This window comes from Streptomyces sp. NPDC057474 (genome assembly GCF_042802555.1).
Taxonomy (GTDB): Bacteria; Actinomycetota; Actinomycetes; order Streptomycetales; family Streptomycetaceae; genus Streptomyces.
Map to the genome: position 1 here is coordinate 1 of NZ_JBHVDX010000091.1, position 21,567 is coordinate 21,567.

A 21,567-nucleotide genomic window follows, 5' to 3' on the forward strand; every position below is an offset into this window, starting at 1 on the left:
GTGGGCCCCGGCGGGAACGGTGAGTCCCCGCGCGACCGCGCGACCCCGGAGAGGGGGGTCGGATTCCAGCGGAGATGGTGATCCGCATTGAGGAGTTCGTTCGGGAATCGTTCGGGTACCCGTCCAAGCAGAACCGGTTGTGGCCTTGATCGATTACCTCTGGCATTATCTGACCGCTTTTGAGTGCTTACGGGGTGTGACTCGGGCCACGCAGATTGGGCGTAACGCTCGCGGGAACAGCGCGATGACCTAAGAGGTGACAGCCGCGGAGGGAATACGGACGCCGTTCAGGGCGCTGTGCATCTTCCCGGCCCCCGCCCGCACCGTCGGCCCACTCCCAAGCCGGTGGTCGGCTCCTGTCCACAGTGGACGGGGCCGGAAGCCGTTTTCCAACGTTCCGAGAGGTTGTTCGTGTCGGCCAGCACATCCCGTACGCTCCCGCCGGAGATCGCCGAGTCCGTCTCTGTCATGGCGCTCATTGAGCGGGGAAAGGCTGAGGGGCAGATCGCCGGCGACGATGTGCGTCGGGCCTTCGAAGCTGACCAGATTCCGGCCACTCAGTGGAAGAACGTACTGCGCAGCCTCAACCAGATCCTCGAGGAAGAGGGTGTGACGCTGATGGTCAGTGCCGCGGAGCCCAAGCGCACCCGAAAGAGCGTCGCAGCGAAGAGTCCGGCCAAGCGCACCGCCACCAAGACGGTCGCGGCGAAGACGGTGACCACCAAGAAGGCCACCGCCACAACCGCTCCCGCGGTGCCCGCGGCCGATGCCTCCGCCGAGGACGCACCCGCCACGAAGGCGGTCGCCAAGAAGGCGGTCGCCAAGAAGGCGGCCCCCGCCAAGAAGACCGTCGCCGCCAAGAAGACGGCGGCCAAGAAGACCACCGCCAAGAAGGACGACGTCGAGCTGGCCGACGAAGAGGTCGTCGAGGAGACCGCCGGTGGCAAGCCCGGCGAGGAGCCCGAGGGCACCGAGAACGCCGGTTTCGTGCTGTCCGACGAGGACGAGGACGACGCGCCCGCCCAGCAGGTCGCCGCCGCCGGTGCCACCGCCGACCCGGTCAAGGACTACCTCAAGCAGATCGGCAAGGTCCCGCTGCTCAACGCCGAGCAGGAGGTCGAGCTCGCCAAGCGCATCGAGGCCGGTCTGTTCGCCGAGGACAAGCTGGCCAACGCCGACAAGCTCGCGCCCAAGCTCAAGCGCGAACTGGAGATCATCGCCGAGGACGGCCGCCGCGCCAAGAACCACCTCCTGGAGGCCAACCTTCGTCTGGTGGTCTCCCTGGCCAAGCGCTACACCGGTCGCGGCATGCTCTTCCTGGACCTGATCCAGGAGGGCAACCTCGGTCTGATCCGCGCGGTCGAGAAGTTCGACTACACCAAGGGCTACAAGTTCTCCACGTACGCCACCTGGTGGATCCGTCAGGCGATCACCCGTGCCATGGCCGACCAGGCCCGCACCATCCGTATCCCGGTGCACATGGTCGAGGTCATCAACAAGCTCGCGCGCGTCCAGCGCCAGATGCTCCAGGACCTGGGCCGCGAGCCCACCCCGGAGGAGCTGGCCAAGGAACTCGACATGACTCCCGAGAAGGTCATCGAGGTCCAGAAGTACGGCCGCGAGCCCATCTCGCTGCACACCCCGTTGGGCGAGGACGGCGACAGCGAGTTCGGTGACCTCATCGAGGACTCCGAGGCCGTCGTCCCGGCCGACGCGGTCAGCTTCACGCTCCTGCAGGAGCAGCTGCACTCCGTCCTCGACACGCTCTCCGAGCGCGAGGCGGGCGTCGTCTCCATGCGCTTCGGTCTCACCGACGGTCAGCCGAAGACCCTCGACGAGATCGGCAAGGTGTACGGCGTCACGCGTGAGCGCATCCGCCAGATCGAGTCCAAGACGATGTCGAAGCTGCGCCACCCGTCCCGCTCGCAGGTCCTGCGCGACTACCTCGACTAGGTAGCACGGCACCCGCCCGCACGGTCGGTCCCGAAGGCCCGGTTCCCCCGAAGGAGCCGGGCCTTCGGCGTGTGTGCGGCATGCGGAAGCCGACCTGGTAGATCACTCTGGGTGTGCCATCCATTTCCCAGAGTGAGGAGCGCGCATGCGTCGATCGTTCGTCCGACTGCTGGCTGTCGCGGCCGCCACGGCCGTCATACCGCTGGCGTCACCGCCTCCGGCGTCGGCCGAGGTCGTCATCGGCGGTCATCCGGTCGAGATCTCCCAGGCGCCCTGGACGGTGGCGCTGTCCAGTCGTGACCGGTTCGGGGGTACGCGGGCCGGGCAGTTCTGCGGCGGTGTGGTGGTCGGCCGCTCCACCGTCCTGACGGCCGCCCACTGCCTCAGTGAGGACGTGCTGGGCGGTCCCCCGGAACGCGTCGCCGATCTGAGGATCATCGCGGGCCGCGCCGAGCTGTCGTCGGCTGAGGGCCAGGAGATCCCGGTGAGCGGCGCCTGGGTCAATCCGGAGTACGACCCCTATACGAACGCCGGGGACTTCGCGGTGGTGACCCTCGCCTCACCGCTGCCCGAGAACTCCGTCCTCGGGTTGGCGGGGGCCGGTGACGCGGTGTACGTGCCGGGCACGCCGGCCGCGGTCTACGGCTGGGGAGACACCACTGGTGCCGGCGACTATGCGCGGAGTCTGCGGGCCGCGCCGGTGAAGGTGCTGGCCGACGCCGTCTGCGAGAGGGCCTATCCAGGCAGCGCGGAAGGCAGATACCTGTCCGGCTCCATGGTGTGCGCCGGGGAGCAGAACGGCGGCCGGGACGCTTGCCAGGGGGACAGCGGAGGGCCGCTGGTCGCCCAAGGGAAGCTGATCGGGCTCGTGTCGTGGGGCAGCGGCTGTGGGCTCGCCGGGAATCCCGGCGTCTACACCAGGGGCTCGTATGTGGCCCGGATGCTGGCGCGGAGCCGCTGAGGCGGCACGAGGCGCAGTACGCGGCGTGCGCCATGGTGTGTGCGGTACGAGAGCGGGCGGCCACCCCGTGTGTACGGGAGTGGCCGCCCGGTCACCGGCCTCGAGCCGGTGGCGGCTCGTCGTAGGTGCGAAGCGTCAGCGCTCGTCCTCTTCTGCGGTCGCGGGAGCAGCCGTGAGCCGCTCCGTCTCGTCCTGTATCTCCGCGGCGATCTTCTTGAGCTCCGGCTCGAACTTGCGGCCGTGGTGGGCGCAGAACAGCAGCTCTCCACCGCTCAGCAGGACGACGCGCAGGTAGGCCTGGGCGCCGCAGCGGTCGCATCGGTCAGCGGCCGTCAGCGGGGTCGCGGGGGTCAGAACAGTAGTCACGTCGCCTCTTCTCTAGCTCGACGAGCTGTCGTACCAGGGTCAACATCCAACCAGGCCGAAAACGTTCCCGCTCGCGGCTTTAACTCGAAAAAATCTTTCCGGGCCGGCTGTCTGCTGCCGGTTGGCGGCGAATGAGCCGTAGTGCGTGTCTTCGTGTCGTACGGGTTCGCGCTGGCTGTGGGTGGTTCTGGTGGTTGTTCATTCGGTTGTACGGTCCTCCCGGCTGGGTTGCCGGTTGTTCATGAGGACGTGCCCGGAGCCTAAATGGTTCATGCCCCGAAGGGAACGTGATATGTACTTCACCCCATCGAGGGATCGAACGTGTATGCGACGCTGGACTACTCTGAGTTTCGGACGAGGGTGGCGTTACAACGGCTCTACCAGGCCTCGGTACCCTCGGACCGGCAACAGAGCCCGGCCCCTTACCCAAATGGGCCCTACCTGAAATTCAGCGAGGAGCGAACCGCGTGACCGCCGATACGTCCGTGCCGTCCACAGCGCTGCTGACCGGAGCAGACCGGGACGGTTCCAACTACACCGCGCGGCACCTGCTCGTCCTCGAGGGGCTCGAGGCCGTGCGGAAGCGCCCCGGCATGTACATCGGCTCGACTGACAGTCGAGGCCTGATGCACTGCCTCTGGGAGATCATCGACAACTCCGTGGACGAGGCCCTCGGGGGCTACTGCGACCACATCGAGGTGATCCTCCACGACGACGCCTCCGTCGAGGTGCGGGACAACGGCCGGGGCATCCCGGTCGACATCGAGCCCAAGACCGGCCTGTCCGGCGTCGAGGTCGTCATGACCAAGCTGCACGCCGGCGGCAAGTTCGGTGGCGGCTCGTACGCGGCCTCCGGCGGTCTGCACGGTGTGGGCGCCTCCGTGGTGAACGCCCTCTCCGCCCGTCTGGACGTCGAGGTCGACCGCAGTGGCAGCACCCACGCCATCAGCTTCCGGCGTGGCGTGCCCGGCGCTTTCGCGGGCAACGGCGCGGACGCCAAGTTCGAGACCGGTGGGCTGCGCAAGGGCAAGCGGATCCCCAAGACGCGCACCGGCACGCGCGTGCGCTACTGGGTCGACCGCCAGATCTTCCTCAAGGACGCCAAGCTCTCGCTGGAGCACCTGCACCAGCGAGCCCGTCAGACCGCCTTCCTCGTGCCCGGACTGACGATCGTCGTCCGTGACGAGGTCGGCCTCGGAGAGGGCGGCAGCAAGGGTGAGGAGTCGTTCCGCTTCGACGGCGGCATCAGCGAGTTCTGCGAGTACCTGGCCTCCGACAAGCCGGTCTGCGACGTCCTCCGCTTCTCAGGGCAGGGCACCTTCAGGGAGACCGTGCCCGTCCTGGACGAGCACGGCCAGATGACGCCCACCCAGGTCACCCGTGAGCTCGGCGTCGACGTCGCCATGCGCTGGGGGACCGGCTACGACACGACCCTCAAGTCGTTCGTGAACATCATCGCCACCCCCAAGGGCGGTACCCACGTCGCGGGCTTCGAGCAGGCCGTGGCCGCCACCATGAACGAGGTGCTGCGTGCCAAGAAGATGCTGCGCGTCGCCGAGGACGACGTCGTCAAGGACGACGCCCTGGAGGGCCTCACCGCCGTCGTCACCGTGCGTCTCGCCGAACCTCAGTTCGAGGGTCAGACCAAGGAGGTCCTCGGCACCTCGGCGGCCCGGCGCATCGTGACTCAGGTGGTGGCCAAGGAGCTGAAGGCGTTCCTGACCTCCACCAAGAGGGACGCCGCCGCTCAGGCGCGGGTCGTCATGGAGAAGGCCGTCGCGGCCGCCCGTACGCGTATCGCCGCACGTCAGCACAAGGACGCGCAGCGCCGCAAGACGGCCCTGGAGTCCTCGTCCCTGCCCGCCAAGCTCGCCGACTGCCGCAGCGACGACGTCGAGCGCAGCGAGTTGTTCATCGTCGAGGGCGACTCGGCGCTCGGCACGGCGAAGCTCGCGCGGAACTCCGAGTTCCAGGCCCTGCTGCCGATCCGGGGCAAGATCCTCAACGTTCAGAAGTCATCCGTGACGGACATGCTCAAGAACGTCGAGTGCGGCGCGATCATCCAGGTCATAGGGGCCGGGTCCGGGCGTACGTTCGATATCGACGCGGCGCGCTACGGCAAGATCATCATGATGACCGACGCCGATGTGGACGGGTCGCACATCCGGTGCCTGCTGCTCACGCTCTTCCAGCGCTACATGCGACCCATGGTCGAGGCGGGACGGGTCTTCGCCGCCGTGCCGCCGCTGCACCGGATCGAGCTGGTCCAGCCCAGGAAGGGGCAGGACAAGTACGTCTACACGTACTCGGACCGTGAGCTGCGCGACAAGCTGCTGGAGTTCCAGGGCAAGGGTGTCCGGTACAAGGACTCCATCCAGCGCTACAAGGGCCTCGGCGAGATGGACGCGGACCAGCTGGCGGAGACGACGGTGGATCCGAGGCACCGGACGCTGCGGCGGATCAACCTGTCGGATCTGGAGGCGGCGGAGCAGGTGTTCGATCTGCTGATGGGGAACGACGTCGCGCCGCGCAAGGAGTTCATCTCCAGCTCGGCGGCCACGCTTGACCGCTCGCGCATCGACGCGTAGCCGCTGCGCTGGGCTTTGGCCGGGTGCGTCTTCGGTTCGGTGGGTGGGTCGGGGGCGCGCCGGGGGGTGTGCTGTTGACGTGCCGGCGGCTGCGGGCTGCCCCCCCCCGGCCTGCCCCCTTCTCGCCGGACGCGGCTGCCCTGCCGTCGGGGTGCGCGTTCAGCGCGTACACGGCTGTCCGGGTTCGTGTCTTCCGTCTCGGGTGGGGGAGGCTGGCCGGTGCTTCACCTGATGGGGTGAAGAATCGTGAAGAGGTGCGTCGGAAGTCTTTCCGTTCTGTCCATGCTTGGGCATGCAGTCAAGCACCGGCCGTCCCCGCCGACGCGGGGGTGGTTCTGAGAGCCCGGTTGAGCAGCACGAGGGGCACGGCCTCGCCAGCGCGGACGTGCGGTTCGACGATCCCTGGTACGACGCGTTGGCCTCCGGCTGGGGGGAGTTGGACGGCACGGGCGGGCCGGCTCCGGTCGTGGCCGATGTGCGGGAGAGCCGGGGCGGGGGCGCGGCGGACGTCTATCTGGAGGTTCAGCGGAGCGCCGCCTTCCAGGAGGTGCGCAGCCGTTACCGCAGGTTCGTGATCCCAGGCGTCGCCGTCTTCTTCAGCTGGTACGTGGCGTACGTGGTGACGGCGACCACCGCCCCGGAGCTGATGGCACGGCCGGTGGCGGGCGCGGTGAACGTGGCGATGCTGGCGGGGCTCGGGCAGTTCCTCACGACGTTCCTGTTCACCTGGGCGTACGCGCGCCACGCCAGGCTGCGCCGGGACCGGGCGGCTCTCGATCTGCGCTGGGACACCCAGGAGTTGACGCGCGGCGTCCGAGGGGGCGAGCGGTGACAGCCGACCATCAGACGCTGGCGCTGCTGCTGTTCAGCGCGTTCGTGGCGGTCACGTTGGGCATCACGACGTGGGTGAGCCGCAATCGGCACGGCTCGGCGGAGGAGTTCTACGCCGGCGGGCGACTGTTCTCGCCGATGGAGAATGGTTTTGCCATCGCGGGCGACTACATGTCCGCCGCCTCCTTCCTCGGTATCTCCGGCCTCATCGCGCTCTTCGGGTATGACGGGCTGCTCTACTCGGTGGGATTCCTGGTCGCCTGGCTCGTGGTCCTCTTCCTGGTGGCCGAACTGGTGCGCAACTGCGGGCGGTTCACGCTCGCCGACGTGGTCGCGGCGCGGATGAGCGAGCGGCCGGTGCGGATCGCGGCGGGAACTTCCTCGGTGACCGTGTCCGTTCTGTATCTGGTCGCGCAGATGGTGGGAGCGGGCACCCTCGTCGCGCTGCTGCTGGGGGGAGAGGGCGAGGCGGCGCAGGCCTGGACGGTCATCGGGGTCGGCGCGCTCATGGTCGTCTATGTGTCGTTGGGAGGGATGCGGGCCACCACCTGGATCCAGATCGTCAAGGCCGTCCTGCTGATGGGCGGTGCGATCGCGCTGACCGTGCTCGTACTGGTGCGGTTCCACGGCGACTTCGACCAGTTGCTGCGGACGGCGGCCGAGCGCAGCGGACATGGCGACGCGTTCCTCGCGCCAGGGTTGAAGTACGGCGGTGACTGGGTCGCGCGCTTCGACTTCATCAGCCTCGGACTCGCCCTGGTGCTGGGCACGGCAGGGCTGCCGCACATCCTGTCGCGCTTCTACACGGTGCCCACCGCGCGGGCCGCACGCCGCTCGGTGGTCTGGTCGATCGGCCTCATCGGCGGCTTCTATCTGATGACGATCGTGCTGGGCTTCGGCGCGGCCGCCATCGTCGGCCCGGAGGCCGTACGGGGTTCCAACGCGGCCGGCAACACGGCGGTGCCGTTGCTGGCCCTCGATCTGGGCGGTGGCGCGGACTCCACTGGCGGAACGGTTCTGTTCGCGGTCGTCGCCGCCATCGCCTTCGCGACGATCCTCGCGGTCGTCGCCGGTATCACCCTCGCCTCGTCGGCGTCCGTCGCCCATGACCTGTACGCGTCCCTGCGACGCAGGCGATCGAAGCCGCGCAGCGAGGTCGCGGTGGCGCGCACGGCCGCCGTCGGTATCGGCGTGGTCGCGATCGGGCTCGGGCTGCTCGCCAAGGACCTCAACGTGGCCTTTCTCGTCGGCCTCGCCTTCGCGGTCGCCGCCTCCGCCAATCTGCCCGTACTGCTGTACTCGCTGTTCTGGCGCGGCTTCACCACACGTGGCGCGGTGTGGGCCGTGTACGGCGGACTGGTCCCCTCCGTGGGTCTCGTGCTGCTGTCGCCCGTCGTGTCGGGGAGCGCCGACTCGCTGTTCCCCGGCGTCGACTTCCAGTACTTCCCGTTGCAGAACCCGGGTCTCGTCTCCATCCCCCTGGGCTTCCTCGCGGGCTGGCTCGGCACGGTCATGTCGGCCGAGCCGCCGGACGCGGCCAAGCACGCGGAGACCGAGGTGCGGTCGCTGACGGGCGCGGGGGCGGTGTGACGGCCGGGGGTGCGTTCAGCGGCGTACGGGCTTCAGAAGGGCGCTCGGAGCGCGTGGGAGGCGCTTCGAGGGATCCTCAGGGACGGGTCGCCCACTCGTAGCGGTGCTCCGGGCGGCCGGCGTCGCCGTACTTGAGGGTCAGCCGGGCCCGTCCCGTGCGTTCCAGGAGCTTCAGATAGCGCTGGGCGGTCTGGCGGCTCAGGCCGGTCCGTTCGGCGATTTCCTGGGCGGACAGCGCGCCCTCGGCGGTCATCAGGGCACGGCGTACGAGCTCGGTGGTGGTGGGGGAGTGGCCCTTGGGCAGGTCGGGCTCGCCGCCCGCCGAGAGCGCGCCGAAGATCCGGTCCACCTCCGCCTGTTCGGCCTCGCCGCCGCCGTCCAGGGTGCGCCGCAGCTCCGCGTAAGCCTCCAGCTTCGCCCGCAGGCCGGCGAACGCGAACGGTTTGACCAGGTACTGGAGCGCGCCCTGGCGCATCGCGGCCTGGACCGTCGAGACGTCGCGAGCCGCCGTCACCATGATCACGTCGGTCTGGTGGCCCCGATGCCGCATCTCCTGGACGACCACGAGGCCCGTGTCGTCCGGCAGATAGTGGTCGAGGAGGACCAGGTCCACGTGGGGCAGCGCCTCCAACTGGTGCAGCGCCTCGGCCGCGTTGTGGGCCACGCCGGCGACGTGGAAACCGGCGACCTTCTCCACGTAGGCGGCGTTGACGCGGGCGACTCTGATGTCGTCGTCCACGATCAGGACCTCGATCATCGCGACTCCTTGTCGGCGGCTGTGATGGCGGCTTCGGGCTCCCGCTCGGGGCCCGGGCGCCCGTCGCGGCCGGACGTCGGCTCGTCCTGCCGAGCCGGCTTGTCGTCGGGTGCCGTAGAGGTAAGCGCCAGGGCGGAGGTCTGCGTCACCAGGCCCGGCTCCGCGAGTGCGTCGGGCAGTACGACGGTGAACTCCGCGCCGCCGCCCGCCGCCTCCGTGACCCGGGCGCTGCCCCCCTGCCGCTCGGCGAGCCGGCGCACCAGGGAGAGCCCGATGCCGCGCTCGCGATGGGCCGGCGGCGCCTTGGTGGACCAGCCGTCCGTGAAGATCAACTCCCGCTTGTCGGGCGGGACTCCGGGGCCCGTGTCGCGTACGCGGAGGGTAGCCGTACGCCCCTCGGCCCGCAGATCGACCTCCACGCGCGCGTGCGGCGTGCCGGCGACGGCGTCCAGGGCATTGTCGACGAGGTTGCCGACGATGGTGACCAGCCCACGGGGGTCGATCAGCCGGTCCGGCAGCATCGTGCCGCCCGCGATCGACAAAGCCACTCCGCGCTCGGCCGCGACGGTCGCCTTGCCGACCAGTACCGCGGCGAGCAGCGGATCGTGGATCTTCTCGGTGACCTGCTCGGCGGTCGCCCGGTGGTCGCCGACCACCTCGCCGACGAACTCCACGGCCTCGTCGTACATCTCCAGTTCGAGCAGGCCGAGGAGCGTGTGCATGCGGTTGGCGTGCTCGTGGTCCTGGGCGCGCAGGGCGTCTATCAGGCCGCGGGTGGAGTCGAGTTCGCGGCCGAGCTGTTCCAGTTCGGTGCGGTCGCGCAGGGTGGCGACGGCGCCCCCGTCGTCCGTGGGCATGCGGTTGGTGACCAGCACACGCTGACCGCGCACGGTGAGCAGATCGGTGCCCGTGACCCGGCCGGCCAGCACATCGGTCGTACGGCCGGGGCCGAGCGCGTCGTCGAGCGACCTGCCGACCGCCTCGTCGCCTATCCCGAGCAGTCGGCGCGCCTCGTCGTTCAGGAGGCGTACGCGCCCGGCGCGGTCCAGCGCGACCACGCCCTCCCGAATACCGTGCAGCATCGCCTCGCGCTCCGCCAGCAGCCCCGCGATGTCGGAGAAGGCCAGGTCACGGGTCTGGCGGTGAACCCGCCGGGAGATCAGATACGCGGCCAGGGCCCCGACCGCCATGGCTCCGCCGGCGTACGCCAGGAGCCCGGGGATCGCGTGGATCAGCCGGGCGCGCACACTGTCGTACTCGATGCCCACCGAGACGGCGCCGACGATCTTCCCGTCGGCGTCACGCAGCGGCACCTTGCCCCGGGCGGAGCGCCCCAGGGTCCCGGAGTCGATCTCCATGACCTCGTCCCCGGCCAGGGCGCGGCGCGGGTCGGTCGAGACGAGCCCGCCGATCTCCGCCGGGTCGGGGTGCGACCAGCGCACCCCGACGCTGTCCATCACGACCACGTACTCGGCTCCGCTGGCCTTCCGGATCCGCTCGGCCTCGACCTGCACGGGGCCGTCCACGGACGGCTTCGTCGACCCCAGGTCCTCCGCGATCTGCGGCTGGGCCGCAGTTGTCTGCGCGATCGCGAGGGCACGGCGCATCGCCTCGTCGTCCAGCTGTTCGCTGAGCGGCGCGAGGAACAGCCCGGTCGCGAGGACGGCGACACCGGCGGCGATCGCCACCTGCATCAGCAGGACCTGCGAGAACACTCGCCGCGGCATACCGAGACGCAGGCGGCGTGCGGGGGGAGTGGGGCTCATACCCATGACGGTACGTGGACGGGGCGGGGCGGTCGTAGTGGGGTGTGGCGTGGATCTCAGGCGCCAGGTGTTTGATATGGCGACGGGGCCGCCCGGAGCTGGGGCTGGGTGACCTGTGGCCTGGACCGACGGCCGCAGCGGCCGCAGGCTCCGCCGCGACGGGCCGCCGGTCGGTCAGCGGGCGAGGGCGGCCGGTGAGAGCTCTCGTACGGTCAGCACGTCCATCCTCGCCGGGGAGCCCAGCGGGGAGCCGCAGCTCTCCGGGCGGGGCGGCTGGGCGGCGCCCTGGGAGACGGCGACGGTCCAGCGCCGACCGTCGGCGTGGACGACGGTCACGTCCCAGTGGGGCGCATCACCGTCCGTGCGCAGGACGGTGAGGGCGTCGGCCGCCTCTTCGCCCGTCTCCGTGCGCACCGCCAGTTCGGCCGCCTGTCCGGGGCGCTCCCAGGCGGAGCTCCCGCGGCACCCCTCGGTGACGACACGGCCTTCCCGTACGCCTTGGAGGACCTCCTTGACGTGATGGGCCTCGGCGCGGCCGTACACGTATCCGAAAGGCAGCACGAGCAGGGTGGGGGAGAAGCGGTGACCACCCAGATGGGTGACCTCCCAGGTGCCCTCGACTCCGGAGGCGGCCAGCTCGGCGGCGAGCGGCCGGCCGAGGAGGGCGCAGCAGCGGTCGCGCTTGCCGTTGGTGCAGACGAGCGCGAGGGGGGCGCCGGTGTGGGGCCGGCCCCGCAGAACTGCCCCGAAGGTGTCATGGTCGCCCCGGCCGAGAGCGGCGAAGTCGAGATCGAGCAGTCGCTCGGGCGCGGAGGTCATGGCGCTGTGCAGCCAGACGTTCCCGGGCGCGGTGTGGGCCACGTACACATGGCGCTCGCGGACCTCGCGGCAGTCCGCGTGGCGGCCGGGGCGTCGGACGAGCGCCACGCGTACGTCGGTTCCCTCCGCCGCGGCTTCGAGGGCGCGGCCGAGCGCGGGGTCGAGGTGGCTCGAAGTGAGCGCCTTGACGCCCCAGGGGCCCGGCTGTTCCAGCAACAGCCATGTCCTCGCCGTGGCGGCGGTCCCCGCGAGAGGCTCGCCGAGGTGTCGGGACGCGGATGTGCACGTACTCACAGAGGTGAGCCTAACCTGAGTTGCGCGCGAGCGAATTCCGGCCGGGCTGAAGGGGTGCAAAGGGGGTCCACAAGGGGCGTATACGGGACCTGGGGGGCGGAGTGCGCCGAGGTGGCCGGACCGAGATCGCGGCCCGCGCCGTCGCGGGTCGGCGGCGCGAGGGGCCCGCGCTGTAGTGCAGGCGAGCCCCCGTTCAGGATCAGGCGTCGGGGATGTCCGACTTTGCCCGGATGAGAGTCTCGCGGCTGATGACCACGATCCTCTCGTAGTCAGCGCGCGAGGCGTCGGCAGGAAGCTCGGGGTCGAGCTTTTCTGTCCGATCTGTACCGATTACTGCGAAATTACCGTCTTGCAGTTCGAAGATATCTGGGCACGTCTGCCCCGCGGCACTGCCCCTCTCGCGGGGCGACGCACCGATGCGGCGCACGATTTTCAACGGGTTCGATCCTTGGGTCATGAGTAGTGATACGAGCGGGGCCAACTTAGCCTCATGAAGCCGGTTGATGCGCATGCATCGAAGGTGCGATGGAGTGAAGCCAGAGTTGGGGGTCGCGCTGTGTGGGGCGAGCGCCGTGGGGGGTGCGGGCTTCATTCGGTGGGCGGCTCGCCCACGACCCACCACTCGTCCGTGCTCGCGTCCTCCAGGTCGCCGATCAGGGCGTCGACCATCTTGCCGATCTCCGACTCCTCCGAACCCTCCTTCAGGCTTGACCGGTGGTGGCGCGTGGCAGCCCAGTAGTCGCGCATCAGGGCGCTCTGAAAGATGCCGCGGAGGTGCCCGTACAACTCGGCCCGGCTGAAGACGCCCACCCGGTAGCCCTGCAGAACGTGCGTGTAGAGGAGATTGGCGAAGAGGTACTGCCGCTGCCTGTCGGTGGGCAGTTCCTCCTCGTAGGCGTTCAGGACGGGCAGCAGCGTCGGGTCCGCGGCCGCCTTCATGACCAGGTCGAAGTTGTGCCGCTGATAGGCGATCAGTGCCGCGCGCTGTTCCGTCTCGCGTTCCAGCCGTTCCAGGCGCCGGAGCACGGTGCTGATGCGCCGCTCCACGACGAATGCGCCCAGCGCTCCCACCGCGAAGGCGAAACCCGCGGCTGCGGCGGGGCCGAGTCCCCGTGCCCCAAGATTCTGTGTGGCCATGTCAACCCCCGGTTCAGGCGGCCGTCCGCCGGTCGTCGGGTGCGGGTCGACGGGATGGGGACCGGCGAGCGGTGGGCGGCGCTTGCCGCCTCTCAGTGTCGCCGAGCGCCGCTGGTCGGCTGGGAGGCGGAGAGGAGGGCGCACGGAGGGATGTGCGGGTCGCGCGAACCGGCGCCATGCTCAACGTGTGCCCCGCGGGCGCCGCTGACAATCGTTCACTCCACGGGGCGCTCGCCCCCACTCGTATCCTGGAGCGGCAGTCAATGGACGTACGGGAGCTGCGGCGTTCCGGTGAGAGCCGGTCCATGAGCCGACCTCGTGCGGTGGCCGGCCGCGAGCCGGCGCACGCAACGGTGTGAGAGAGGGCGCGTGTTGAGCCAGTCGTCGAGTCAGGGTCCGGGGCCGAGTCCGCAGGGGTCGCCGCAGATTCCCGTCGTCGTCCTCGCAGGGTTCCTCGGTTCCGGAAAGACGACCCTGCTCAATCACCTCCTCCACCGCAGTGGCGGCAGCCGTATCGGTGCCGTCGTCAACGACTTCGGGGCGATCGAGATCGACGCGATGGCGGTGGCCGGGGCGCTCGGGGATTCCACCGTGTCGCTGGGCAACGGGTGTCTGTGCTGTGCCGTCGACGCCAGTGAGCTGGATGTCTATCTTGAGCGGCTCGCCGAGCCCGCCGCCGGGATCGACGTCGTCGTCATCGAGGCGAGTGGGCTCGCCGAGCCGCAGGAGCTCGTGCGGATGGTGCTCGCCAGTGAGAATCCCCGGGTGGTGTACGGCGGGCTCGTCGAGGTCGTCGACGCGGCCGAGTTCCTGGAGACCCGGCAGCGGCATCCCGAGATCGACCGGCATCTCGCCGTCGCCGACCTCGTCGTCGTGAACAAGCTCGACCGGGCCGAGGACGGGGAGCGAGTCCTGTCGCTCGTCCGCTCGCTGAGTGACCGTGCGGCCGTCGTGCCCGCCACCTACGGGCGTATCGATCCCGAGTTCCTCTTCGACTGCCGGCCTTCCGAGGAGCGCATCGGCCAGCTCTCCTTCGACGACCTCCATCGGCACGGCCACGACGGGCACGATGAGGAGGAGGGGGACGATCACGTCGGCCATCTGCACACCGGCTACGACAGCGTCGCCTTCGTCGCCGACGTCCCGATCAACCCCCGGCGGCTCATGGAGTTCCTCGACGGCAGGTCCGAAGGGCTCTACCGCATCAAGGGGTACGTCGACTTCGGACCGCACGACGCCAGGAACCGCTACGCCGTGCACGCCGTCGGGCGCTTCCTGCGATTCCGCCCCGAGCCCTGGGCGGACGGTGACGAGGGCGACCGCCGTCTCAGCCAGCTCGTGCTCATCGGGGCCGGTATCGACGCCCCGGCCCTGAGCAAGGAGTTGGAGGCGTGCAAGGACGACGCCCCACACGCCGACGAGCACAGCATGTGGGGCGTCCTCCGCTACGTGCGGGAGGCGGAGGCCGAGGAACCCGACGTGCCCGAGGCCTAGTACGACAGCCTCTGAACCGCGTCGCCGAGGAATCCTCCGACTAGGCCTGCCTGTGAAGACCTCCGCTCACACCGGCCCCGCCACCGACGACACCGTCTTGCCCAGGGACACGCCCGAGCCGTCGCGGCGCGGGTCCATCTCCGGGAGGTCGGCCGGGGTGCCGTTCTTCTGGGCGGCGCGGGCCGGGACCGGCCCCGCCCAGGCGATGGACAGGCAGTCCTCGCCCCTGAGGAACCGCTGGCAGCGGACACCGCCCGTGGCGCGGCCCTTGCGGGGGTACTGGTCGAACGGGGTGAGCTTGGCCGTGGTCTGGACGGAGTCGTCGAGGGTGCCGCGGGAGCCCGCCACCGTGAAGACGACCGCGTCCGCGGCCGGGTCGACGGCCGTGAAGGAGATGACCTTGGCGCCCTCGGTGAGCTTGACGCCGGCCATACCGCCGGCCGGGCGGCCCTGTGGGCGGACCTGGGAGGCCTGGTAACGCAGCAACTGGGCGTCGTCCGTGATGAAGACCAGATCCTCCTCGCCGGTGCGCAGCTCGACGGCGCCGACGATCCGGTCGCCCTCCTTGAGCGTGATGACCTCCAGCTCCCCCTTGTTGGACGGGTAGTCGGGGACCACGCGCTTGACGACACCCTGCTCGGTGCCGATGGCCAGCCCCGGCGACGACTCGTCGAGCGTCATCAGACAGATGACCGTCTCGCCGTCCTGGAGGGAGAGGAACTCCGCGAGCGGGGCGCCGCCCGACAGGTTGGGTGCCGCCGACGTGTCAGGCAGCTGCGGCAGATCGACCACGTTCAGGCGCAGCAGGCGGCCGGTGGAGGTCACCGCGCCCACCTCGCCCCGGGCCGTCGCCGGGACCGCCGAGACGATGACGTCGTGCTTGGCGCGCTTGCCGTCCTCGTCCGCCGCGAAGGGCTCGCCGCCCGCCGTACGGGCCAGCAGCCCCGTCGACGACAGCAGCACCCGGCACGGGTCGTCCGCCACCTGGAGCGGAACAGTGGCCACCTGGGTGCCCGAGGACTCCAGCAGCACCGTACGCCGCTCGGTGCCGAACTTCTTGGCCACCGCGGCCAGTTCGCCGGAGACCAGCTTGCGCAGCTCCGCGTCCGAGTCCAGGATCCGGGTCAGCTCGGCGATCTCGGCGTTGAGCCTGTCCTTCTCGGACTCCAGCTCGATGCGGTCGAACCTGGTGAGGCGGCGCAGCGGGGTGTCGAGGATGTACTGCGTCTGGATGTCCGACAGGGAGAAGCGCTCCATCAGGCGCTCCTTGGCCTGAGCGGAGTTGTCGCTGGAGCGGATCAGACGGATGACCTCGTCGATGTCGACCAGCGCTGTGAGCAGACCCTCGACCAGGTGAAGACGGTCGCGCTTCTTGCCGCGGCGGAACTCCGAGCGGCGCCGTACGACCTCGAAGCGGTGGTCGAGGTAGACCTCCAGGAGCTCCTTGAGGCCCAAGGTGAGGGGCTGGCCGTCGACCAGGGCCACGTTGTTGATGCCGAAGGACTCCTCCATCGGCGTCAGCTTGTACAACTGCTCCAGGACGGCCTCCGGCACGAAGCCGTTCTTGATCTCGATGACCAGACGCAGGCCGTGCGAGCGGTCGGTGAGGTCCTTGACGTCGGCGATGCCCTGCAGCTTCTTCGAGCCGACCAGGTCCTTGATCTTGGCGATCACCTTCTCCGGGCCGACGGTGAACGGCAGTTCGGTGACGATCAGGCCCTTGCGGCGGGCCGTCACGTTGTCCACCGTCACCGTGGCGCGGATCTTGAAGGTGCCGCGGCCCGTCGCGTACGCGTCCCTGATCCCGGAGAGACCGACGATCCGGCCGCCGGTCGGCAGGTCGGGGCCCGGGACGTGCTTCATCAGCGTGTCCAGGTCGGCGTTCGGATACCTGATGAGGTGGCGGGCGGCCGCGATGACCTCGCTCAGGTTGTGCGGGGGCATGTTGGTGGCCATACCGACGGCGATGCCGGAGGCGCCGTTGACCAGCAGGTTCGGGAAGGCGGCGGGCAGGGCCACCGGCTCCTGCTCCTGACCGTCGTAGTTCGGGGAGAAGTCGACCGTGTTCTCCTCGATCGACTCCGTCATCAGGCTCGTCGCGTCGGCCATCCGGCACTCGGTGTACCGCATTGCGGCCGGCGGGTCGTCGTTGCCCAGCGAGCCGAAGTTGCCGTGGCCGTCGACCAGGGGGAGCCGCATGGAGAAGGGCTGGGCGAGGCGCACCAGGGCGTCGTAGATCGAGGAGTCGCCGTGTGGGTGCAACTTACCCATGACCTCGCCGACGACGCGGGCGCACTTCACATAGCCGCGGTCGGGACGCAGGCCCATCTCGTTCATCTGGTAGACGATCCGGCGGTGCACCGGCTTCAGACCGTCACGGGCGTCCGGCAGGGCTCGGGAGTAGATGACCGAGTACGCGTACTCCAGGAAGGAGCCCTGCATCTCGTCGACGACGTCGATGTCGAGGATCCGCTCCTCGAACGCGTCGTCGGGCGGCGGGGTCTTCGTGCTGCGGCGGGCCATCGCTGCCGGCTCCTCTTTTTCTGGTCGCTCACCTACGGGGCGCTCACGTCTCCGGCTCACTCTCACCGAGACGTGAACGGGATCTGACGCGCACCATTGTGGACTGCCGCACTGACAACCCCGACACGACCCGGCGCCGACCGCCGGGCACGACCTCCCGAGCCGCCACGTCAACAGCGTGCGCCGACCTTAACCAGTGACCGCCGGCCGCAACCCGGGTCTCGCTCTCGGCGTACGACCCCCGGGAACTTCTCCAGGGTCCCGCGCGCTTGCATACAGTGGCAGGACCGGCAGGAAAACAGCGGTTTCCGCGACGATTCCACGACGGATCCCGCGACCACAGCACAGCGATCGAAGGGACGTACATGCCCATGGGTCACACGGCCACAGCCGAGGCCGGCTCCGAAGGCCTGACAGTGAGGGAGCACCGCCTGGGCAACGGCCTGCGCGTGGTGCTCTCCGAGGACCACCTGACCCCGGTCGCCGCGGTGTGCCTCTGGTACGACGTCGGTTCGCGCCACGAGGTCGAGGGTCGTACGGGCCTCGCCCACCTCTTCGAGCACCTGATGTTCCAGGGCTCGGGCCAGGTGAAGGACAACGGCCACTTCGAGCTGGTCCAGGGCGCGGGCGGTTCGCTGAACGGCACCACCAGCTGGGAGCGCACCAACTACTTCGAGACCATGCCCACCCACCAGCTGGAGCTCGCGCTGTGGCTGGAGGCCGACCGCATGGGCAGCCTGCTGCTCGCGCTCGACCAGAAGAACCTGGACAACCAGCGGGCCGTCGTCAAGAACGAGCGCAGGCAGCGGTACGACAACGTGCCGTACGGCACCGCCTTCGAGAAGATCTTCCGCCTGGCCTACCCGGAGGGCCACCCCTACCGGCACACGCCGATCGGCTCGATGGACGACCTGGAGGCGGCCAGCCTGGAGGACGCCCAGCAGTTCTTCCGGACGTACTACGCGCCCAACAACGCCGTCCTGTCGATCGTCGGCGACATCGACCCGGACCGGACACTCGCGTGGGTGGAGAAGTACTTCGGCTCCATCCCCTCGTACGACGGCAAGCCCGAGCCCCGGAACGGCGCGCTGCCCGACGTCATGGGCGAGCAGCTGCGCGAGGTGATCGAGGAGAACGTGCCCGCGCGCGCGTTGATGGCCTCCTACCGGCTGCCGGAGGACGGCACGCGCGCGTGCGACGCGGCCGACCTGGCGCTCACGATCCTCGGCGGCGGCGAGTCCTCCCGCCTCTACAACCGGCTCGTACGCCGTGACCGCACGGCCGTGACGGCCGGGTTCGGCCTGCTGCGGCTGGTCGGCGCCCCCTCCGTGGCGTGGCTGGACGTGAAGACCTCCGGTGACGTCGAGGTGCCCGTCATCGAGGCCGCCGTCGACGAGGAGCTCGCCCGGTTCGCCGCGGAGGGCCCCACGGAGGAGGAGATGGAGCGCGCCCAGGCCCAGTTGGAGCGCGAGTGGCTGGACCGGCTCGGCACGGTCGCGGGCCGCGCCGACGAACTGTGCCGGTACGCGGTCCTGTTCGGCGACCCGAAGCTCGCCCTCACCGCCGTCGACCGCGTCCTCGAGGTGACGGCCGACGAGGTCCAGGAGATCGCCAAGGCGCGCCTCAGGCCCGACAATCGCGCGGTGCTCGTGTATGAGCCCGTCGCCGGCGAAGAGGAAGCCGGCGAAGAGGAAGCCGGCGAAGAGGAAGCCGCCGAGGCGGAGGCCGCCGAAACCACCGACGAGAACGAGGAGTCGGCGAAGTGACCGAGCTCGCGACCATGGACTTCCACCCGCAGCCCCAGGCCGGCGAGGCCAGGCCCTGGGCGTTCCCGGCGCCCGAGCGCGGCACTCTGGACAACGGCCTGACCGTGCTGCGCTGCCATCGCCCCGGCCAGCAGGTCGTCGCCGTGGAGGTCCTCCTCGACGCGCCCCTGGATGCCGAGCCGAACGGCCTCGACGGCGTCGCCACCATCATGACCAGGGCCTTCTCCGAAGGCACCGACAAGCACACGGCCGAGGAGTTCGCCGCCGAGCTGGAGCGCTGCGGCGCCACCCTCGACTCGCACGCCGACCATCCCGGCGTGCGTCTGTCCCTCGAAGTGCCCGTGTCGCGGCTGGCGAAGGCGCTCGGCCTGCTCGCCGACGCCCTGCGGGCCCCCGCGTTCGAGGGCAGCGAGATCGAGCGGCTGGTGGCCAACCGGCTCGACGAGATCCCGCACGAGACCGCCAACCCGGGCCGCCGGGCCGCCAAGGAGCTCTACAAGCAGCTGTTCCCGGCCACGTCCCGCATGTCGCGGCCCCGCCAGGGCACCGAGGAGACCGTGGAGGGCATCGACTCCGCGGCCGTACGCGCCTTCTACGAGCGGCACGTGCGTCCCGCGACGGCCACCGCCGTGGTCGTCGGCGACCTCACCGGAGTCGATCTCGACGCGCTGCTCGGCGAGACCCTGGGCGCCTGGACCGGCTCCCCGGCCAAGCCGCGCCCCGTGCCGTCGGTGAGCGCCGACGACGCCGGGCGCGTGATCATCGTGGACCGCCCCGGTTCCGTCCAGACCCAGTTGCTCATCGGCCGGGTGGGCGCCGACCGGCACGACCGCGTGTGGCCGGCCCAGGTGCTCGGCACCTACTGCCTCGGCGGCACCCTCACCTCGCGCCTGGACCGCGTGCTGCGCGAGGAGAAGGGCTACACCTACGGTGTGCGCGCGTTCGGCCAGTCGCTGCGCTCCGCCCCCGACGGCTCGGGCACGGCGATGCTCGCCATCAGCGGCTCCGTCGACACCCCGAACACCGGGCCGGCGCTCGACGACCTGTGGACGGTGCTGCGCACCCTCGCCGCCGAGGGCCTGACCGACGCCGAGCGTGACGTCGCCGTGCAGAACCTGGTCGGGGTCGCCCCCCTCAAGTTCGAGACGGCCGCGGCCGTGGCGAGCACGCTGGCCGACCAGGTCGAGCAGTACCTGCCGGACGACTACCAGTCGACGCTGTACCGCCAACTCGCCGCCACCGGCACGGTGGAGGCCACGGCGGCCGCCGTGAGCGCCTTCCCGGTGGACCGTCTGGTGACCGTCCTCGTCGGGGACGCCGCGCAGATCGAGGAGCCGGTCAGGGCCCTCGGAATCGGTGAAGTCACCGTCGTACCTGCCGAGTAGAAATCGGACAGAGGACGCGGGCCTGTGGGGCCCTGGTGACTGAAGAGTCACCAGGGCTCCCCTTTGTCCGTATTGATGGCGGAGGTTGTGTGTCTGACCTGTGGCGTACTTAACAAAACCTGTGATCCGTTTGTTATTTCGAAGACGGCCCACTTAGCGTCAGTCCGGCTGTTCGTCAGAAGTTCGCCGCAGCCGCGGCACCGGACAGTCATCGCCGAGTCCCCGCATGGCGCGAGCCAGGGGAGCCGGGGACCCACTGCAGTCCCTGGGGTGAATCGGGTGCCCTTCGCGAGCGACGCGAAACGAGGGGCAGCCGTAGGAGACCTTCCTGCTCCGAACCCGTCAGCTAACCCGGTAGGCGAGAAGGAAGGAAAGGACCAGCCACTTCATGGCGTTCACCCGCGCCCCCGGGAAGCACCGCCGTCCCGGCCGTGTGCAGCGCACGACCACGAGGAACGTGGGCGTCGCCGCTCTCACCACCACCGGTGTCATCGGCACCCTGGCCGCTCCCGCGCTCGCCGCGGAGGAGCCCGCCGTCGAGCAGACCGGCCTGAACCAGATCATCGTCCTCGGTGACACGGTCGCCGATCAGGTCGACGCCCAGGCCGCCGCCCAGCAGCAGGCCGCCGAGGTGGCCGCGGTCAAGAAGAAGGCGCAGGAGGAGGCCAGGAAGGCCGCCGCCGAGAAGGCCGAGCAGGAACGTGCCGTCGCCAAGGAGCGCGAGGAGATCAAGGCCCGCGCCGCCCGCGCGGCCGAGCGCGAGCGCCTCAACACCTATGTCTCCCCCATCAACGGCTCGTACATCTCCACCGGTTACAAGGCCGGCGGCGCCGTCTGGTCCTCCGGCAGCCACACCGGCGTCGACTTCCACGCCGCGTCCGGCACCGCCGTCCACGCGGTCGGCTCCGGCACCGTCGTCGAGGCGGGCTGGGGTGGCGCGTACGGCAACAACATCGTCATCAAGATGACCGACGGCACGTACACGCAGTACGGCCACCTGTCGTCAATCGGCGTCTCCGTCGGCCAGACGGTCACCCCCGGCCAGCAGATAGGCCTCTCCGGGGCGACCGGCAACGTCACCGGCGCGCATCTGCACTTCGAGGCACGGACGACGGCCGAGTACGGCTCGGACATCGACCCCGCCGCGTACCTGCGCTCGCACGGCGTGAACGTCTGACGCACCGCTCGACGCTTCCCAGGAGGCCCCGGCTCACCGAGCCGGGGCTTTCCGCGTTGTGACGTACCTCCTGTCCAAAAAATATCCCTGGATTCCGGCCCGCCATCGGAAATTCCGGCTCGCTGCAATAGAGTCGCTGGAACACACGTCAATCATCGAC

The 21,567-nt window shown here is 69.9% G+C and carries 16 protein-coding genes and 1 riboswitch; of the genes, 9 read left to right on the forward strand and 7 right to left on the reverse strand.

Annotated features, from left to right (window positions below; all coding sequences use genetic code 11):
* The first annotated feature begins 411 nt into the window (after positions 1–411).
* Positions 412–1,953 carry an RNA polymerase sigma factor gene (locus ACFU53_RS24480; RefSeq protein WP_383996174.1) on the forward strand — a complete coding sequence of 514 codons (1,542 nt, stop codon included), beginning with the start codon at positions 412–414 and terminating at the stop codon, positions 1,951–1,953.
* A gap of 145 nt (positions 1,954–2,098) precedes the next feature.
* Positions 2,099–2,914 carry a S1 family peptidase gene (locus ACFU53_RS24485; protein WP_383996177.1) on the forward strand — a complete coding sequence of 272 codons (816 nt, stop codon included), beginning with the start codon at positions 2,099–2,101 and terminating at the stop codon, positions 2,912–2,914.
* 135 nt (positions 2,915–3,049) lie between these two features.
* Here ACFU53_RS24485 and ACFU53_RS24490 read toward each other — a convergent pair whose 3' ends face one another.
* Positions 3,050–3,280 carry a hypothetical protein gene (locus ACFU53_RS24490; RefSeq protein ID WP_013000244.1) on the reverse strand — a complete coding sequence of 77 codons (231 nt, stop codon included), beginning with the start codon at positions 3,278–3,280 and terminating at the stop codon, positions 3,050–3,052.
* 467 nt (positions 3,281–3,747) lie between these two features.
* Between ACFU53_RS24490 and ACFU53_RS24495 the strand changes: the two genes are divergently transcribed.
* From ACFU53_RS24495 to ACFU53_RS24505, 3 genes are all read left to right on the forward strand, one after another.
* Complete coding sequence (locus ACFU53_RS24495; RefSeq protein WP_383996180.1) at positions 3,748–5,868, forward strand: type IIA DNA topoisomerase subunit B; 2,121 nt, start codon at positions 3,748–3,750, stop codon at positions 5,866–5,868.
* 292 nt (positions 5,869–6,160) lie between these two features.
* A complete protein-coding gene (locus ACFU53_RS24500; RefSeq protein ID WP_383996183.1) occupies positions 6,161–6,700 on the forward strand; it encodes a DUF485 domain-containing protein in 540 nt (179 codons plus the stop codon).
* Positions 6,697–8,289: a cation acetate symporter gene (locus ACFU53_RS24505; RefSeq protein ID WP_383996186.1), complete on the forward strand. Its 1,593-nt coding sequence runs from the start codon at positions 6,697–6,699 to the stop codon at positions 8,287–8,289. Before ACFU53_RS24500 ends, ACFU53_RS24505 begins: the two co-directional genes overlap by 4 nt.
* Before the next feature lie 76 nt (positions 8,290–8,365).
* Here the strand turns inward: ACFU53_RS24505 and ACFU53_RS24510 are convergent, their stop codons facing one another.
* The 5 genes from ACFU53_RS24510 to ACFU53_RS24530 all read right to left on the reverse strand — a co-directional run bounded on the left by ACFU53_RS24510 (position 8,366) and on the right by ACFU53_RS24530 (position 13,062).
* Positions 8,366–9,046, reverse strand: coding sequence for a response regulator (locus tag ACFU53_RS24510; protein WP_383996189.1), 681 nt, complete (start codon positions 9,044–9,046; stop codon positions 8,366–8,368).
* Entirely contained in the window at positions 9,043–10,812 is a 1,770-nt protein-coding gene (locus ACFU53_RS24515; protein ID WP_383996192.1) for an ATP-binding protein, read from the reverse strand. Before ACFU53_RS24515 ends, ACFU53_RS24510 begins: the two co-directional genes overlap by 4 nt.
* 174 nt (positions 10,813–10,986) lie before the next feature.
* On the reverse strand, positions 10,987–11,925 hold the full coding sequence (locus ACFU53_RS24520) for a sucrase ferredoxin (RefSeq protein ID WP_383996196.1): 939 nt from the start codon (positions 11,923–11,925) through the stop codon (positions 10,987–10,989).
* Between the two features lie 199 nt (positions 11,926–12,124).
* The gene (locus ACFU53_RS24525; protein ID WP_033525166.1) at positions 12,125–12,361 is read right to left on the reverse strand and encodes a hypothetical protein; all 237 of its coding nucleotides are present in this window, start codon (positions 12,359–12,361) and stop codon (positions 12,125–12,127) included.
* A gap of 152 nt (positions 12,362–12,513) precedes the next feature.
* Positions 12,514–13,062 carry a DUF6082 family protein gene (locus tag ACFU53_RS24530; RefSeq protein WP_383996198.1) on the reverse strand — a complete coding sequence of 183 codons (549 nt, stop codon included), beginning with the start codon at positions 13,060–13,062 and terminating at the stop codon, positions 12,514–12,516.
* A 369-nt stretch (positions 13,063–13,431) separates the two neighbouring features.
* Between ACFU53_RS24530 and ACFU53_RS24535 the strand changes: the two genes are divergently transcribed.
* Positions 13,432–14,556, forward strand: coding sequence for a CobW family GTP-binding protein (locus tag ACFU53_RS24535; RefSeq protein WP_383996201.1), 1,125 nt, complete (start codon positions 13,432–13,434; stop codon positions 14,554–14,556).
* A 66-nt stretch (positions 14,557–14,622) separates the two neighbouring features.
* Here ACFU53_RS24535 and ACFU53_RS24540 read toward each other — a convergent pair whose 3' ends face one another.
* Positions 14,623–17,079 (reverse strand): DNA topoisomerase (ATP-hydrolyzing) subunit A, encoded by a 2,457-nt coding sequence (locus ACFU53_RS24540; RefSeq protein WP_383996204.1) that lies wholly within the window; start codon positions 17,077–17,079, stop codon positions 14,623–14,625.
* Positions 17,080–17,450: 371 nt separating this feature from the next.
* Between ACFU53_RS24540 and ACFU53_RS24545 the strand changes: the two genes are divergently transcribed.
* The 3 genes from ACFU53_RS24545 to ACFU53_RS24555 all read left to right on the forward strand — a co-directional run bounded on the left by ACFU53_RS24545 (position 17,451) and on the right by ACFU53_RS24555 (position 21,407).
* Complete coding sequence (locus tag ACFU53_RS24545) at positions 17,451–18,845, forward strand: M16 family metallopeptidase (protein ID WP_383996251.1); 1,395 nt, start codon at positions 17,451–17,453, stop codon at positions 18,843–18,845.
* Positions 18,842–20,230 (forward strand): M16 family metallopeptidase, encoded by a 1,389-nt coding sequence (locus ACFU53_RS24550; protein WP_383996207.1) that lies wholly within the window; start codon positions 18,842–18,844, stop codon positions 20,228–20,230. Before ACFU53_RS24545 ends, ACFU53_RS24550 begins: the two co-directional genes overlap by 4 nt.
* Positions 20,231–20,432: 202 nt before the next feature.
* Positions 20,433–20,605, forward strand: a riboswitch (cyclic di-AMP (ydaO/yuaA leader).
* A 13-nt stretch (positions 20,606–20,618) separates the two neighbouring features.
* On the forward strand, positions 20,619–21,407 hold the full coding sequence (locus ACFU53_RS24555) for a M23 family metallopeptidase (RefSeq protein ID WP_383996210.1): 789 nt from the start codon (positions 20,619–20,621) through the stop codon (positions 21,405–21,407).
* Positions 21,408–21,567: the final 160 nt, after the last annotated feature.

Bases quoted from the DNA above. Each gene is read 5' to 3' on its own strand.
- ACFU53_RS24510 (WP_383996189.1), bottom strand. From the start codon at position 9,046: ATGATCGAGGTCCTGATCGTGGACGACGACATCAGAGTCGCCCGCGTC.
- ACFU53_RS24515 (WP_383996192.1), bottom strand. From the start codon at position 10,812: ATGAGCCCCACTCCCCCCGCACGCCGCCTGCGTCTCGGTATGCCGCGG.
- ACFU53_RS24540 (WP_383996204.1), bottom strand. From the start codon at position 17,079: ATGGCCCGCCGCAGCACGAAGACCCCGCCGCCCGACGACGCGTTCGAG.
- ACFU53_RS24500 (WP_383996183.1), top strand. From the start codon at position 6,161: ATGCAGTCAAGCACCGGCCGTCCCCGCCGACGCGGGGGTGGTTCTGAG.
- ACFU53_RS24555 (WP_383996210.1), top strand. From the start codon at position 20,619: ATGGCGTTCACCCGCGCCCCCGGGAAGCACCGCCGTCCCGGCCGTGTG.
- ACFU53_RS24530 (WP_383996198.1), bottom strand. From the start codon at position 13,062: ATGGCCACACAGAATCTTGGGGCACGGGGACTCGGCCCCGCCGCAGCC.
- ACFU53_RS24545 (WP_383996251.1), top strand. From the start codon at position 17,451: ATGGGTCACACGGCCACAGCCGAGGCCGGCTCCGAAGGCCTGACAGTG.
- ACFU53_RS24485 (WP_383996177.1), top strand. From the start codon at position 2,099: ATGCGTCGATCGTTCGTCCGACTGCTGGCTGTCGCGGCCGCCACGGCC.